Genomic DNA, 14,842 nt, shown 5'->3' on the forward strand with positions numbered 1-14,842 from the left:
CGGTGACAGCTGGATTTGATAAACTTTCGCTCAGTTTAGGTCTTTGGCTACGTTCATGAATTTGCGTACTGTTTGGTTATTGCTTTTTGTCTGCGGTTATTGGCTGGCGTGGCCGGCATGGGCGACCGAGATTCAGGTCAGCGTCGACCGCAACCCGGTCAATCTGAGCGAATCGTTCCAAATCACCTTCAGCGCCAGCGAACAACCGGACGACAGCCCGGATTTTTCGCCGCTACGGGAAAATTTCGAAATATTGAATCAACAACGCAGCAGCAACGTGTCCTGGATCAACGGTAAAAACAGCCGCACCGAACAATGGACGCTCAACGTGATGGCCAAGCAAGCCGGCGAATTGCTGATTCCGCCGATCGCGTTCGGCGCCGATACCAGCCAACCCATCAAACTGAGGGTGACCGACGCGCCCGCAACCGCCAGCAGTAGTGAGGAGGTATTCCTGGAGGTACAAGCCAGCCCGGAAAATCCTTATGTGCAATCGCAGGTGCTGTACACTCTGAAATTATATCGCCGCGTGCAGATCACCCAGGCTAGTCTAAACGAGCCGGAAATCAAGGATGCGGTGGTCGAAAAGCTGGGCGAAGACAGCACTTACAGCACCCAAGTGAATGGCATGAATTATTGGGTCACCGAACGCAAATACGCGATTTTTCCGCAGCAAAGTGGTGTCTTCACGATTGCTCCACTGACGCTGACGGCTGAAGTCGTGGCCGCCCAGCGTCCGCGCTTCAATGGTTTTTTCAACCGCCAAATCACCGAAACTCGCCGGATATCGTCCAAAGCCATCACCTTGAATGTGCAACCGATACCGCAAGAGTATCAAGACCCGGTCTGGCTGAGCGCGGAGTCCTTGGAACTGAGCGAAAGCTGGTCGGACAATGGTCTGCAAACCAAGGTGGGCGAACCTTTGACGCGCACGCTCCGCCTGAGCGCAAAAGGCGCAACGGTTGGCCAACTGCCAGAATTGGCCGGCCAGTTGGCCATCGACGGCATCAAAACCTATCCCGACCAGCCGCTGTTGAACGAAGACAAGCAAGGCGACGGCTTAATGGCTGTGCGCGAAGAGAAAATCGCCTACATCCCCAGCAAAGCCGGTGCATACACATTGCCGGCCCTGACGATTGCCTGGTTTAACACCCTTACGCAAAAAACCGAAATCGCCCATTTACCCGAAGTGACGATCAAAGCCTTGCCCGCAGCCGGTAATGCCAGCCAGCCAGCCCTTGCAGACACGTCGACGCAACCTCGCAACCAGTCCGAGGCCTTGCCGCCAGCCGCAGCCGATCAAACCGTTTTTTGGCAGGGCTTGTCGGCATTTTTGGCTTTAGGCTGGCTGTCGACGCTGGTTTGGTGGCATGCGCGGCGGCAACGGCTACCCGCCGAAACACGGGTAGCCGCTAAAACGGCGCAAACGGACGATGGCAAGGCCTTGAAACAGGCCTGTAAAAACAATGACCCGCAGGCCGCCAAGCAAGCCTTGCTGAATTGGGGCAAGCGCCAGATTTCAGCCGACAATCTAACGGCGATTGCCCAGCAGTGCGGCGAACCGCTAAAGAACGAAATCCTGGCGTTGAATCAGCATTTGTATGCTGCCAATCCAGGGAATTGGCAGGGACAAACCTTGTGGCAAGCTTTCAATCAAGCTGACTACAGGCAAAAAGACCACTCAAGCCATGATGATGGCTTACAACCACTGTTCCGACTGTAAGAACCATCGTCCTCGGATTACCACTGCGACTCGCCGGTTTCCGGGTCATACATTTCGTGCGTGATGGTGTAACGATTGGCGATCAGTTCATCGATGCTGGGCGAATTGGTCATTGCGCGTTGTATCGCCAGTTTCATCGCTTCATAGTTGGTGCGATACAAATCCTTGCGATCCAGATTCGGGTTGGTGGCGCAAGAAGGATCTATCCACAGCATCGCGATGATGCACAGCTCATTGGCTTGCAAACGTGGAATCACACCGTCGGCGACGCTATCGATCACCGCATCCGCCACGGCGGATTGCACCGGTCCGCCCAGCAGGTTGACATAAGCCGAGGACTTGATCGTAACCTTCGGCACCATGATGGTCGCGGGCCGCACCTGTTGATTGCAGGCGCGAATCGCGAACATCCGGGTATGGCCTGCGGTTTGCCCCATCAGGTTGGCAAAGGCGATGCCAGCCGGCCCTTTGACATCGCCGATCAGGATTTCCGGCATTGCATCGGTACCTTGACCTTCGCTGGAAAATACGGTGGCTTCGCCGGTTCTGAACCAATATGAATCTGACATCGAACACTCCTATCGCGGATTGAATAAAGCCTGCATTCTATGCCGACTATCCAAGCGGCAGCAATAGCCGATGCATGCCAAGGTTTGCAAACACTATTTCGTCTTTATCTTTTCAGGAGAAAACGATGAGAACCTTGATACATGCGTTGATGCTGGCGCCTGTGCTAACCGCGTGCTCTTCAGCAACCGAAGACCAGAAAAATAACCAGAAAGCCGTTGTGGACGCGGTACAGCAACCGCTGGACAAAGCCAAAGACGTCGAACGACAGCTTTTGGATAACGCCGAAGCGCGGCGAAAACAGATGGACGATATGTAGGGGACGGGAAATCCGCGAGTTTTAAAAAGGAAACCCGCCAAGCGACCGCTTGGCGGGGAGGCTGGAGGGCCTTATTTTACGTTAGGACAATCGATGTAGTCAGGGTGCGCGGTGATGACAATCGCGACGCGATGATTCTGATTCGGCGTATTGTCCGGACCTGCCGCTTCGCCAACGGCTTTGACGGTCAATTGGTTCGGCCGCGCGCCATGCGCTATCAAGTGCTGGCTAACCGCATTGGCCCTTTTTTCAGACAATGCCTGATTTGCCGCAGGCTTGCCAACGGTATCGGTGGATGCAGTGACGGCTGCGGTCGCATCGGGATGCGATTCCAGCCAGCGGCCGATTCTATCGATGGATTTTTCCTCGACTTTAAACGGCACCGCGCTACCGGTTTTGAAGTAGGCTACGGTTTCATGAATCGCTTCGACATGGTGATGGTTTTGCGCATGCACTTCGGTTAACCATTTGCACATCTCTTTTTCGGATTCCAAACGATGATGCGCGGCTGCTCTGGCTGCCTCGATCGCTTTTTGTTTTTCGTTGATGTTCCAGTAATGGTCTTTCTCTAAATGCCCCAGGATTTCATTGGCATCTTCCAGATATTCTTCACTGACCTCTTCGTGCAGCATGGCTTGACCGTAGTGGCCGGCTCTGGAGGCATCGATTTCAGCCTTCAAATCGGATGTGTCAATTTTTGGATTGGTACACGCTGTCAAGGAGAGGGCCAAAGCCGCTAGCGGCAGGGTAATGTATTGTTTTTTCATGATGTTATCCTCGTGATTCAATTCGTCGAAACCGGCTTAGTCATCGTCGCCATCGTCCAATGGGCCATAAGTGGTCCAATAGCCAGGATAATGCAGGCCAAAGTAGCGGCTATCCTCACTGAAGCGATCCCAGATGTAGGCTGGCGCTGCAAATTCATTGGTTGGAATCGGCGATGTGATCAGTTCCGCCGTGCCGACTACCGTGCGGCTAACACCATGTACCGCGCCACGCAGTAATCCCCAGGTCATGCCGACAAAAATATTGTGGTCGTTGGAAACATTGATGATGTTTTTGGGAATTTCGATAAAACCAAATGCCATGTTCGCAAAGCCCTGGCTCACCTTGTTGCTAAAACCAGTGATATAGCTTTCTGCATGGGCGGTGGGTGCCGTCATTAGTGCGCCGGTTAGAACGCAGGCGGCTAAGAGTTTATTGTTATTCATGATTAGCTCCTTGTGTTACAGATTTAGTACCGGCCGAAACCTCGTAGGCTGGCACGAAAAAAATATGTAAATAGCATTTACACCTCGACCCTACAAGCATAGTACCGAATCGCCGTATTGGTAAGGCTGAAGTCCAACAATGCGCCTCAAGCGAGTAGTTTGTCAAATCTGATTCGCGCGAAAACAAAGCAACCCGCATTTACGTACTGAAATTTGGCAAAAATTTAGGGCTGCTCGGATTAATGCTTTAGCGTAGTTCCCGCTCCGCGGCATAGCCACTAAGCTATCGTGGCTATGCCGACCCAACCACTGTGCCATTGGAAACGTTCAAAAATGACTTCCCTTTTGACGAAATCCTTAGTCATCAACGCCGGGCTTTTGCGCGCATGAGCAGGGTATGCCGATCCTTTCCGGCCTTGGCTCCAATTTCAGCGCGGTTAGTTCCCCGCCCCACAGGCAGCCGGTATCGATCGAATAAACATTGTTTCCTTCGTAATAGCCCAGAGTCGACCAATGGCCGAAAATGATACGCATGTCAGTGCTTTTGCGGCCTGGGACCGTGAACCAAGGCAGCAAATGAGCAGGCTGGCTGCCGGGAGGCCCCTTGTGGTGAAAGTCCAGTTCGCCGCCCAGCGTGCAATAGCGCAAACGGGTAAAGCAGTTGACGGCAAAACGCAGTTTTTCCGTCCTAGATAAATCATCCTGCCAGATTACCGGCTTGTTGCCGTACATCGAACGGAAGAAAAGTTCGTAATCATCGCCCCCAATGACCTGTTCCACCTCTTCGGCCATGGCTTTGGTTTGGGCAAAGTCCCATTGCGGCGGCAGACCGGCATGCAACATGCAATAGTGTTCGTTGTAATAAAACAGCCTTTGTTTGCGCAGCCAATCGATCAACTCATCGCGATCTTCTGCGCGCAAAATGGGGCCCAAGGTATCCTTTTTGCCGGTTTTCGCCAACGAAACCACTGTGGCAATCAGATGTAGGTCGTGATTGCCCAACACGCTAATCGCTGCGTCTCCCAAGCCTTTGATGAAGCGCAAGGTTTCCAAGGAATGCGGGCCGCGATTGACCAAATCGCCGGCCAGCCAGAGCGTATCTTGGGCTGGGTCGAAGCTTATGACATCCAGCAGTCTGCGTAATTCGTCGTAACACCCTTGAATGTCACCAATCGCATAAATCGCCATCAGTGCAGCGTTCTGGGAATGGACAAGGTAAACTTGGGAATGGCGGCGCTAAAGTTTTCACCGGTATCCGACACCATTTGATATTTGCCCTGCATGACCCCGACGGGTGTTTCTATCATTGCCGCGCTGGTATAACGGAAGGAATCGCCCGGATGCAAATGCGGATGTTCACCGACCACGCCTTCGCCGTTGACCTCTTGGACTTTGCCATTGGCATCCGTGATCAGCCAATGCCGCGTCAATAGCCTGGCCGGCACCGAGCCGACGTTGGTAATGGTGATGGTGTAAGCAAACACAAAACGGTTTTGCTCCGGCGAGGATTGGGCTTCGATGTAATAGGGTTTGGCCTCAACTAAAACTTTGTTTTTTTCGCTCATTGATGGATTATGTAACGCTCTAACGGGCCTATTTCAACCTAACTGATACCCAAACGCAAGTTACCATGAAGATAAGCAGGCTGTTGTTTGCCGTCTGGCTGACACTGTCATTACCACTCCAGGCCGAAGACGGCAAGGACCTGTTCGCCGCGGCCGCCACCGGCAAACTTGAGCGCGTCCAGGCTTTGCTTGCGCAAGGCATAGATGTCAACAGCAAGATTGAACAGGACAGAACGCCACTGATGGCGGCCAGCTTTAACGGTAATCTGCGCATCGTCAAATTGCTGCTTGTTTACGGCGCCGATGTCAACATGGCCGATAAACTAGGTTCGACGGCCTTATCCGATGCCGTGCTGTTCGGCAACGAAGATGTCGTCAAGTTGTTGATAGCCACCGGCGCCAATGTCAATGCTACCGATAGTCAAGGTACCAGCGTGCTCGACAAAGCCAAGAAACTTAAGCGCGATGCCATCGTCAAGCAACTGGAAGAAGCGGGAACCAAAGCGCCCGCCAAGGAAGAAACACCAGAACCAGGCGCCACGGATACCGAAGCAAAACCGGAAGAAGCAAAACCCGCCGAAGAAAAACCTTAAACCATGACCATGAGCTCACAGCAAAAACCATTACATATCCATATCTTAGGCATCTGCGGCACCTTCATGGGCGGCCTGGCCCTGATTGCGCGCGAACTGGGTTACACCGTCAGCGGCTCGGATCAAAACGTCTATCCGCCGATGAGCACGCAACTCGAAGAGCAAGGCATCCGCTTGATGAACGGCTACAAAGCCGAAAATCTGGATGATACCCCCGATCTGGTCGTGATCGGCAATGCGCTGTCGCGCGGCAATCCGGAAGTCGAGGCGGTGCTGAATCGAGGGCTGCGCTATACCTCCGGCCCGCAATGGTTGGCCGAACATGTGCTGCAAAACAAATGGGTGCTGGGCGTAGCCGGCACGCACGGCAAAACCACCACGACCAGCATGTTAAACTGGATCTTGGAGTTCAATGGTTTCAAGCCGGGCTTTCTGATCGGCGGCATTCCCCTGAATTTCGGCATCTCGGCACGACTGGGAGAATCGGATTTTTTTGTCATCGAAGCCGACGAATACGACTGCGCCTTTTTCGATAAACGCTCCAAATTCGTGCATTACCGCCCGCGCACCGCGATTTTGAATAACCTGGAATACGATCACGCCGATATTTTCGAAAACCTGGACGCCATCAAAAAGCAATTTCATCACTTGGTGCGCACGATTCCCGGCGAAGGCCTGATCATCACGCCTGCCTGCGAACGGCATGTCGCCGAAGTGCTGGAAATGGGATGCTGGACGCCTGTCGTCAAAACGTCGATAGCTGGCGAAGGCGATTGGCGTGCGGAATTGTTGCAAAGCGATGGCAGTCGTTTCGAGGTTTATTTTGCCGACCAGCATCAAGGCACGGTGGATTGGGCGCTGACCGGGCAACATAACGTATATAACGCCTTATCGGCGATTGCCGCGGCCCGTCATATCGGCATCGCGGCCGCGGACGCGATGCTGGCTTTAAAACGGTTTCAAAACGTCAAACGCCGCATGGAAGTGATCGTGCGTAAAGACGGTATCACGGTCTATGATGATTTTGCCCATCATCCGACCGCGATCAAGACCACGCTGGACGGTTTGCGCAAACAAGTGGGCAACGACAAGATACTCGCCATCGTCGAGCCACGTTCCAACACCATGCGTTTGGGTGTGCATACCGAGTCGTTGGCAAAGTCGCTGGCCGAAGCGAATCAGGCGATCATTTATCAACCGGAAAATCTGGGGTGGGATTTGAGCCAATTACTCCAGCACGCCGACAACATTCAGATCCGCAGCGACTTGGAAGCCATCATCGATACCATCAAGGCCGAAGCGGGCGGCGTTTGCCATGTCCTGCTGATGAGCAACGGCAGTTTCGGCGGGATTTATCAGCGCTTGAAAGCCGAGTTGAATTGAAGAGGCCAAAAAAAAGCGGCCATCGGCCGCTTGGAGAAGAAGGGTAAAGCAACTCAGTTGCGCATAACAATACTTGAGTTGCGATTAGTTTACCGTTGCCTTATGCCTTTGAAAATGTGACCAATTGTCACACTGTGACAAACTGTCGCGATAAAGCAACATGCAAACTCTCGCATTCAACGGCAGGTGCGATCTCATGATCTCCGCAGATCGAAATTCGCCACGGATGATTCACAGAAAGCCCGACTGCAAACACTGCAAGCCAGGATCAGTTGCCTCCTTTGAAACTGATTTCCAGGGCATGCAAGGCATTTCGGCATTCCAGACTGGACTGCATGCCGGGATTGTCATGACATTGCTGATTCATTGCGCGCGCTTCTCTGACATGGGCCACATACCAGGCTATGGATTTTGCCTGATCTTCCTCGCGCGGTTCTTCGGCGCTAATGACCTTGAACGCACTCAAAACCAATATCATTGCAGACGCAGTAACAAGAATAATGTTTTTTTGCATGATTTATCTCCCTATAAAAGAACGGTTTTTGGGTGGAAACGCCCTCATCGGACAGGGTCGAGGGCTGGGAGAAGTCTAATCAATTACATTCCGCGGCAAAATGCGGTCTATTGCCGCGCGGCAAATTGTCACCTGATTTTCAGCACTAACCACAAAGAGCCATCGCCAACTCAGTACCCCTTTAGCGGGATGCGTAGCTGATTAACGTAAATTCTGCCTCAGGCCCGCGTTTGGGCCGCGTGGTTTTCAAGCTTGCCTTCGAAACGATGCGCGATATTTTGCATCGCTAGAATCAGCAACACCCCTGCCAAGATGAAGCTAATCTGCTGCAGCGAGGTTTTCAGATCGGTCTTGTGATGCAAAGAGGGAATCAAATCCGCAACCGCAATGTAAATAAAACTGGAGGCGGCAAGCGTCAGAAAATAGGGCAGGATATGATGCAAATCGCCCAGGCTGAAATAGGCCAGCATGCCGCCAATCACCGTCGCCAGACTGGCCAGTACGTTGTACAGCAAGGCTTTTACGCGCGTATAGCCACTATGCAGCAATATCGCGAAATCGCCGACCTCCTGGGGAATTTCGTGCGCGGCCACCGCCAGACTGGTAACGATGCCAAGCTGGACATCGGTCAAAAACGCCGCGCCGATCAAGACGCCGTCGACAAAATTATGGATGCTATCGCCCAGAATGATGAACATCCCCGCCACTCGGCGGCCATGGTCGTTATGAGTCTTGTGATCATGCTGATCGTCATGCGAATCTTCCCCGTGCGCCTCGCAGGCGTGGGAATGGCAATGCCGCCAGACCAGCAATTTCTCCAGGATAAAGAACAGCAGAATACCGGCCAATATCGTCGACGACAGCATAGGGATTTCATCCGCAGCCACATCTTCAAACGCATGCGGAATCAGCCCGCAAAATGCGCCGGTCAATAACGCCCCAATCGCAAAGCTGATACCGTGCGGTAACACCTGTTGCCTATGCTGTTCCGGCAGCAACAAAAACGCGCCAGCCGCCATGACACTGAGAATCCCGCCAATCGCGGTAAAAATTACGATCAATAACAACACACTCAAGATTAATCTCTCCAGATCAGGCTGGCCATGCGGCCGGTAGCGGCGCCGTCGCGACGATAGGAATAAAAACGCCGCTCATCGGCAACCGTACACAAATCGCCGCCGTAGATGTGCTCGACACCCAGCGCCGTCAATTGCAAGCGAGCCAGCCGGTAAATATCGGCCAGCCATTTGCCCGGACCAATGTCTTTAAATGCGCAGGCCGCCTTGGTCTCGGTGGTGAGGAAAGCCTCACGCACCTCGTCGCCGACTTCGAAATGAGCCGGCCCTATCGCAGGCCCCAGCCAAACCATCATTTCGCGGCAGCTCATAACCGCCAGGGTTTGCGCGATTACGCCTGCCTGCAAGCCTCGCCAGCCGGCATGAGCCGCACCAATCACGTCACCGCCATCGCCGCAAAATAGCACTGGCAGGCAATCCGCCGTCAGCACCGCGCAGACCGTGGCGACCTGATCGGTGTAGCTGGCATCCGCTTCTTCCAATTTATCAACCTGATCGGCTTTGACGACACGGGTGCCATGCACCTGTTGCAACCAAACCGGTTCCGCCGGCAGTTGCAGCATGTCGCGGATGATTTGCCGGTTGACCGTTACGTGCTCGGCAATGTCGTCGACGTGAGCGGCCGGATTCAGGCTGGCGTAAGATCCCGTACTGACACCGCCGCCACGCAGGGTGGTTGCCGCATGCACATGCGGCGGCAGCGGCCAATCAGGCTTGATCCAGTTCATTTTCTGCCAGCAACTGGATCAGGTTTTGCATGTCCTCGGGCATCGGCTGTTCCCATTCGCAATATTCGCCGGTTTCCGGGTGATCCAGGCCCAGTTTTGCGGCATGCAGGGCCTGGCGCTTGAAATTACGCAAGGCTTCGGCCAATGCCGGAGTGCAATCGGCCGGCATTTGAAATCGGCCGCCGTAGACCTGGTCGCCAACCAAGGGATAATGAATATGCGCCATGTGCACCCGAATCTGATGGGTGCGACCCGTTTCCAGCTTGACTCGAATCAAGGTATGGCGTTTGAAGCGTTGTTCCAAACGGTAATGCGTGACCGCCTCCTTGCCGTCGCGCCGCACCGCGTTACGCTTGCGATCGACAGGGTGTCTTCCTATCGGTTCATCGACGGTGCCGCCGGCGGTCATCCAGCCCTTCACCAGCGCCAGGTATTCGCGGTTGATCGTGCGTTCCTGCAATTGCTCGATCAGGCTGCTATGGGCCTGCAAGGTTTTGGCCACCATCAAAAGGCCACTGGTGTCCTTGTCGATGCGATGCACGATACCGGCGCGCGGCAAAGTATCCAGGCTGGGCGCATGATTCAGCAGCGCATTGACCAAGGTGCCGGTCCAGTTGCCGACCGCAGGATGTACGACCAGCCCAGCCGGCTTGTTGACGATCAACAAAGCATCGTCTTCGTAAACGATGTCCAGCGGGATATCTTCCGCATCATATTCCACCACCTGTTCGGCTTCGGCATCCAGTTCGATTTCCTCGCCGCCGTCCAGTTTATCGCGACCTTTCATCGGTTCGCCGTCGACCAGCACCCGGCCGGCCTTGATCCAGGTTTGCAGTTTGCTGCGGGAATAGTCGGGAAACATCTCCGCCAGACACTGATCCAGGCGCATGCCCGCCAATTCATCGGGAACCCTTGCCGTTAATATCGTCATAGTCGTTTTTAAGTTATACTCGCGGCCTTGGGCATTGCCTTTGGCCGCAAAAAACCCGCAATATTACAACGTGTTGTCTTTTCCATGCGATTACTTTTAGTAAAAACCGTTTTTATCGCCAGTTTAGTTTGGATCTTGCCGGGTTGCGAAGCCCTGAACGCCTTCACCAGCAAGGAAGACAACTCGGCCAAGGAAGACGAGTACGTCGGCTGGAACGATGCCAAGTTTCATCAAGAGGCGAAGGCTGCCCTGGACGACAAAAACTACCCCAAAGCCATCAAGCTCTATGAAGCGCTGGAGGCCCGCTACCCGTTCGGTGACTATGCGGCGCAGGCGCAACTCAACGTGGCATACGCGTACTACAAAAACGACGATCCCGAAGCGGCCTTGGCGGCGGCCGATCGCTTCATCAAGGTCAACCCCAGAAACCCGAACGTGGATTATGCCTATTATTTAAAAGGTCTGGTCAACTATAACCGCGGCATCGGCTTTCTGGATCGATTCCTGCCGACCGACGCGTCACAGCGTGATCCCGGCAATGCCAAGGATGCCTACGACAATTTTCAGGAATTGATTCAACGCTTCCCGCAAAGCAAATACGTGCCCGATGCCCGCTTGAGGATGGTGGCTTTGCGCAACAATATGGCGATGTATGAAGTTCATGTCGCCGATTTTTACATGCGCCGCAAGGCTTATGTCGCCGCTGTCAATCGCGCCAACCATATCATCAAGGAATACCAACGCACGCCGGCGGTACCCCATGCATTGCAAATCATGCAGGAAGCTTATAGCCAATTGGGCATGGACGATCTGGCGGCCGATGCCGAACGCGTATTCAAGTTGAATTATCCCAATGGCATACCCGTGGCCGATTACAAGGAAAAAACCCTCATGGAAGAAACCTGGGATGCGATGGGCATGGACAAATAAGGCTTGACTCGATTACTCGTTTTTCCAGCGGCAAGCGTGCTGTTGAGCTTCCCGGTAATGGTCGGCGCGCAGGAGCCACTGTTTCAAAACCGCTTTTTCACGCTATCACAAGGCAACGAGCTACTCTGCGCGACCAGTGAGCAACAATTCCTGCCCAGCGAGCAACTGGCCGGCATAATCCGTTTTTACGAGCAAGGCCATCCCAACCTGCGCCAGCAAGCCGTCGCGGTGCTAACCGATCACAAAGCCGCCGAACACCTGGCTGACTTGGCCGATTATCGGGAAGACTGCGCGGATAAGGCCTCGGTAGACTTGTGCATCCTGGAAAAATACTGGGGCGACAAGGATGCGGCTTGGCGAACGCTGGCGCTTTTTTACGACACTCGGACCGTGATCAAGCACAGCGAGGATTACCGCTATCAGGTAAAACGCTTCGAGGCCGATCATATTCGCGCATTCGAAAAAGCCATCCGCAAGATTCCGGCCTTTTTACGGCAAAACATCAGCAAGGCCAAACCGGTCGAAAATCTGGATCAGGAAATCGCCGGCAAGCCGACCGCGATGCAGGAATTGATCCGCGACGCCTATCAGGAAGATTACAACACCAGCATCTGGCAGGATCATACCCATCCTTTGACCTTTACGCCCGGCATAGGCTTTCGCTCGCAAACCGTTGCCCAGGTATTCAGTGGACAAAATCTGATCGTGTTCACGGTGAAGGAATTCGATAAAGGCAAAGAAGGCGGGGTTTACCGCGACATTGGCGTCCAATATCTGGTGGATTTTCGTCTGCCCATCGTCGTGCATGAAATCGCCCATACCATAGACAATTTTCATTTCTGGAACGGCGAGGACGATCTGTACTTTTTCTATAAGTACCACAAGATTTCCAACGACGAACAGATCATGAAAATCATCGCCGAGGCCAAGTTGGCGTTGTGGCCGTCAAAGTGGTTCGAGGCCTTCGAATATTTGCCGGAGATCAACGATGGCCGCTACGATGGCAATACGCAGGAAAAACTGGCCGAGCTGGTCGCGCAATACATCCTGATTCCGGAGCGTCTGCAACAAAGCGCGCCGGCAGCCTATCAATGGTTGCGCCAGGAGGTATTCCGCGGCATCGAATACCGGGGCTACGACACCTGCCCCACGCCGCTGACCAAACCCTTGTCGTGGTGGCAAAGGCATGCGAGTGGTAAACTGCTCGGACGCTGATTTTCAGGATACAGACATGGGCTTTGCACTGGAACAAGACAAGCATTACACCTACCGCGATTACCTGACCTGGCCGGACGATTTTCGTTGTGAATTGATCGACGGCAAAATCTACCTGATGACGCCGGCACCGTTATTGGCGCATCAGGACGTGGCTGGCGAGATATTCACGCAGGCTAAACTGGCGCTACGAGGCAAATCGTGCCGCGCCTTCATCGCGCCGGTCGACGTCCGCCTGCCATCGCCTGCCGAAGCCGACGAAAATACCGATGTCGTCGTGCAACCCGACGTATTCGTGGTGTGCGATGTCGGCAAGCTCGACCGGCGTGGGGTGCGCGGCGCGCCGGATTGGGTGGTGGAGGTGCTGTCACCGTCCACCGCCGGCAAGGATCAAATCGAAAAGCGCCGGATTTATGAACGTCATGGCGTTTTGGAATACTGGCTGGTGCATCCAACCGACCGGATTTTGACCATTTACCGTCTAATTAATGGCGAATTCGGCAAACCCGATATTTACCCGCTGGAGGAACAGACGCCGGTGGCTGTTCTGCCCGGCGTGACGATAGACTGGAACGAACTGGCGCCTTATTTGCGTGATGACGACCTCTGATACCATGAAAAAAAATCAACTCAATCCTTTGCAAGCGCAGTTGTTGAAATCCGGCCTGGCCAGCGAAGCCAAGGCCAGGGAAGCCAAGACGGAGAAGCGCAAACAGGACAAACTGAAACGCAATAACGGTGTCGACATCGTCGATGAGGTGAAGCTCAGTGCCGAGCAGGCGCGCCAACTACAAGCCGAGCGCGACCGGGAACTGAACCGGCAGCGCAAACTGGCTGAAGAACAAAAAGCCCTGGCCGCGCAAATCAAGCAAATCACCGAGCTCAATCGCATCGCGCAGGATGCCAACGGCCTGGCCTATCAGTTCAACCACGACAACAAGGTCAAAACCGTTTATGTCAACGACAAGGCGCGCGAAGCCTTGATCAACGGCCGCGCCGGCATCATCCATCTGGCGTCCGGCTATGAAATCGTCCCGGCGGAAATTGCCCGCAAAATTCAAGGTCGTGACGTGCATAGCGTCATCGTGCTGAATCAGCCAACACAAGACATCGCCGTGTCCGACGATCCCTACGCGGCCTATCAGATTCCCGACGATTTGATGTGGTGATGCCCCCTCGTTCGCGCTTCTCCACCTAGCCTTTGCCAGCCATGCAGCAATATTTGGATTTATTAAAAACACTACTCGAACAAGGTCAGCAAAAAGGCGACCGCACGGGTAGCGGCACCTTGTCGATTTTCGGCCATCAGATGCGCTTCAATCTGGCCGACGGTTTTCCGCTGGTGACCACCAAAAAAGTTCACCTGAAATCCATCATCCATGAGCTACTGTGGTTTTTGCAAGGCGATACCAACATCGCTTACCTAAAACAAAACGGAGTGACGATTTGGGACGAATGGGCCGACGCAAACGGCGAACTTGGCCCTATCTATGGCGCGCAATGGCGCAATTGGCCGACCGGCAACGGCGAAAGCATCGATCAGATTGCGCAAGTCGTCGAGCAAATCAAACACACGCCGAATAGCCGCCGCATGTTGGTTTCGGCCTGGAATGTGGCGGATCTGCCTGACGAGTCGCAATCGCCGCAAACCAATGTCGCCAACGGCAAAATGGCCCTGGCGGCCTGTCATGCCCTGTTTCAGTTTTACGTCGCGCCGGCGACCAGCCCTGGCAAAGCTGGCAAGCTTTCGTGCCAGTTGTACCAGCGCAGCTGCGACACGTTTCTGGGGCTACCCTTCAATATCGCCAGCTACGCCTTGTTGACCCATATGTTGGCCCAGCAATGCGATCTCGAGGTGGGCGATTTCATCTGGACCGGTGGCGACGTACATTTGTATCTGAACCATGTCGAACAGGCCAAGTTGCAACTTGGCCGAGAACCTTTCCCCATGCCGCGCCTGCGCATCAGACGCAAACCCGCCTCGATTTTCGACTACCGATACGACGATTTCGAGATGGAAAACTACCAGAGCCATCCCGCCATCAAAGCGCCGATTTCGGTTTGAGACTGGCAGGTAATGCTTGTTA

At 54.0% G+C, this 14,842-nt stretch carries 18 protein-coding genes; 9 read left to right on the plus strand and 9 right to left on the minus strand.

Annotated features, from left to right (window positions below; all coding sequences use genetic code 11):
- Positions 1–55 precede the first annotated feature (55 nt).
- A complete protein-coding gene (locus NM686_RS21070) occupies positions 56–1,723 on the plus strand; it encodes a BatD family protein (protein WP_255189770.1) in 1,668 nt (555 codons plus the stop codon).
- Positions 1,724–1,740: 17 nt separating this feature from the next.
- On the opposite strand, the gene fae is transcribed toward NM686_RS21070, so the two are convergent.
- Entirely contained in the window at positions 1,741–2,292 is a 552-nt protein-coding gene (gene fae, locus NM686_RS21075; RefSeq protein WP_255189771.1) for a formaldehyde-activating enzyme, read from the minus strand.
- A gap of 125 nt (positions 2,293–2,417) precedes the next feature.
- Between fae and NM686_RS21080 the strand changes: the two genes are divergently transcribed.
- A complete protein-coding gene (locus NM686_RS21080) occupies positions 2,418–2,609 on the plus strand; it encodes a hypothetical protein (RefSeq protein ID WP_255189772.1) in 192 nt (63 codons plus the stop codon).
- Between the two features lie 71 nt (positions 2,610–2,680).
- Here NM686_RS21080 and NM686_RS21085 read toward each other — a convergent pair whose 3' ends face one another.
- The 4 genes from NM686_RS21085 to apaG form a co-directional block, all read right to left on the minus strand.
- Positions 2,681–3,376, minus strand: a complete 696-nt coding sequence (locus NM686_RS21085) for an OmpA family protein (protein ID WP_255189773.1) — start codon at positions 3,374–3,376, stop codon at positions 2,681–2,683.
- Between the two features lie 36 nt (positions 3,377–3,412).
- Positions 3,413–3,820 carry an exosortase system-associated protein, TIGR04073 family gene (locus NM686_RS21090; RefSeq protein WP_255189774.1) on the minus strand — a complete coding sequence of 136 codons (408 nt, stop codon included), beginning with the start codon at positions 3,818–3,820 and terminating at the stop codon, positions 3,413–3,415.
- Between the two features lie 357 nt (positions 3,821–4,177).
- Positions 4,178–5,008, minus strand: coding sequence for a symmetrical bis(5'-nucleosyl)-tetraphosphatase (locus tag NM686_RS21095; protein WP_255189775.1), 831 nt, complete (start codon positions 5,006–5,008; stop codon positions 4,178–4,180).
- On the minus strand, positions 5,008–5,385 hold the full coding sequence (apaG, locus tag NM686_RS21100) for a Co2+/Mg2+ efflux protein ApaG (protein ID WP_255189776.1): 378 nt from the start codon (positions 5,383–5,385) through the stop codon (positions 5,008–5,010). Before apaG ends, NM686_RS21095 begins: the two co-directional genes overlap by 1 nt.
- A 65-nt stretch (positions 5,386–5,450) precedes the next feature.
- Here apaG and NM686_RS21105 point away from each other — a divergent pair, with 65 nt between their 5' ends.
- Positions 5,451–5,978 carry an ankyrin repeat domain-containing protein gene (locus tag NM686_RS21105; RefSeq protein WP_255189777.1) on the plus strand — a complete coding sequence of 176 codons (528 nt, stop codon included), beginning with the start codon at positions 5,451–5,453 and terminating at the stop codon, positions 5,976–5,978.
- A 9-nt stretch (positions 5,979–5,987) separates the two neighbouring features.
- Positions 5,988–7,361, plus strand: a complete 1,374-nt coding sequence (mpl, locus tag NM686_RS21110) for a UDP-N-acetylmuramate:L-alanyl-gamma-D-glutamyl-meso-diaminopimelate ligase (RefSeq protein ID WP_255189778.1) — start codon at positions 5,988–5,990, stop codon at positions 7,359–7,361.
- A gap of 268 nt (positions 7,362–7,629) precedes the next feature.
- Here mpl and NM686_RS21115 read toward each other — a convergent pair whose 3' ends face one another.
- The 4 genes from NM686_RS21115 to rluD form a co-directional block, all read right to left on the minus strand.
- Entirely contained in the window at positions 7,630–7,875 is a 246-nt protein-coding gene (locus NM686_RS21115; protein WP_255189779.1) for an EexN family lipoprotein, read from the minus strand.
- Between the two features lie 218 nt (positions 7,876–8,093).
- Positions 8,094–8,951, minus strand: coding sequence for a ZIP family metal transporter (locus NM686_RS21120; protein ID WP_269022055.1), 858 nt, complete (start codon positions 8,949–8,951; stop codon positions 8,094–8,096).
- 2 nt (positions 8,952–8,953) lie between these two features.
- Positions 8,954–9,679: a peptidoglycan editing factor PgeF gene (gene pgeF / locus NM686_RS21125; protein ID WP_255189780.1), complete on the minus strand. Its 726-nt coding sequence runs from the start codon at positions 9,677–9,679 to the stop codon at positions 8,954–8,956.
- Entirely contained in the window at positions 9,660–10,610 is a 951-nt protein-coding gene (gene rluD / locus NM686_RS21130; RefSeq protein WP_255189781.1) for a 23S rRNA pseudouridine(1911/1915/1917) synthase RluD, read from the minus strand. Before rluD ends, pgeF begins: the two co-directional genes overlap by 20 nt.
- 84 nt (positions 10,611–10,694) lie before the next feature.
- On the opposite strand from rluD, the gene NM686_RS21135 reads away from it, so the two are divergent.
- Genes NM686_RS21135 through thyA form a run of 5 tightly spaced genes read left to right on the plus strand, consistent with a single transcriptional unit; the run spans position 10,695 to position 14,820 of the window.
- A complete protein-coding gene (locus tag NM686_RS21135) occupies positions 10,695–11,540 on the plus strand; it encodes an outer membrane protein assembly factor BamD (protein WP_255189782.1) in 846 nt (281 codons plus the stop codon).
- Between the two features lie 3 nt (positions 11,541–11,543).
- The gene (locus tag NM686_RS21140) at positions 11,544–12,755 is read left to right on the plus strand and encodes a hypothetical protein (RefSeq protein WP_255189783.1); all 1,212 of its coding nucleotides are present in this window, start codon (positions 11,544–11,546) and stop codon (positions 12,753–12,755) included.
- 16 nt (positions 12,756–12,771) lie between these two features.
- The gene (locus NM686_RS21145; RefSeq protein ID WP_255189784.1) at positions 12,772–13,365 is read left to right on the plus strand and encodes a Uma2 family endonuclease; all 594 of its coding nucleotides are present in this window, start codon (positions 12,772–12,774) and stop codon (positions 13,363–13,365) included.
- 4 nt (positions 13,366–13,369) lie between these two features.
- A complete protein-coding gene (locus NM686_RS21150) occupies positions 13,370–13,924 on the plus strand; it encodes a DUF2058 domain-containing protein (RefSeq protein ID WP_255189785.1) in 555 nt (184 codons plus the stop codon).
- Positions 13,925–13,965: 41 nt separating this feature from the next.
- A complete protein-coding gene (gene thyA / locus NM686_RS21155; RefSeq protein WP_255189786.1) occupies positions 13,966–14,820 on the plus strand; it encodes a thymidylate synthase in 855 nt (284 codons plus the stop codon).
- The last annotated feature ends 22 nt before the right edge of the window (positions 14,821–14,842 follow it).

It is taken from the genome of Methylomonas rapida, from assembly GCF_024360925.2.
Classification (GTDB): domain Bacteria; phylum Pseudomonadota; class Gammaproteobacteria; order Methylococcales; family Methylomonadaceae; genus Methylomonas; species Methylomonas rapida.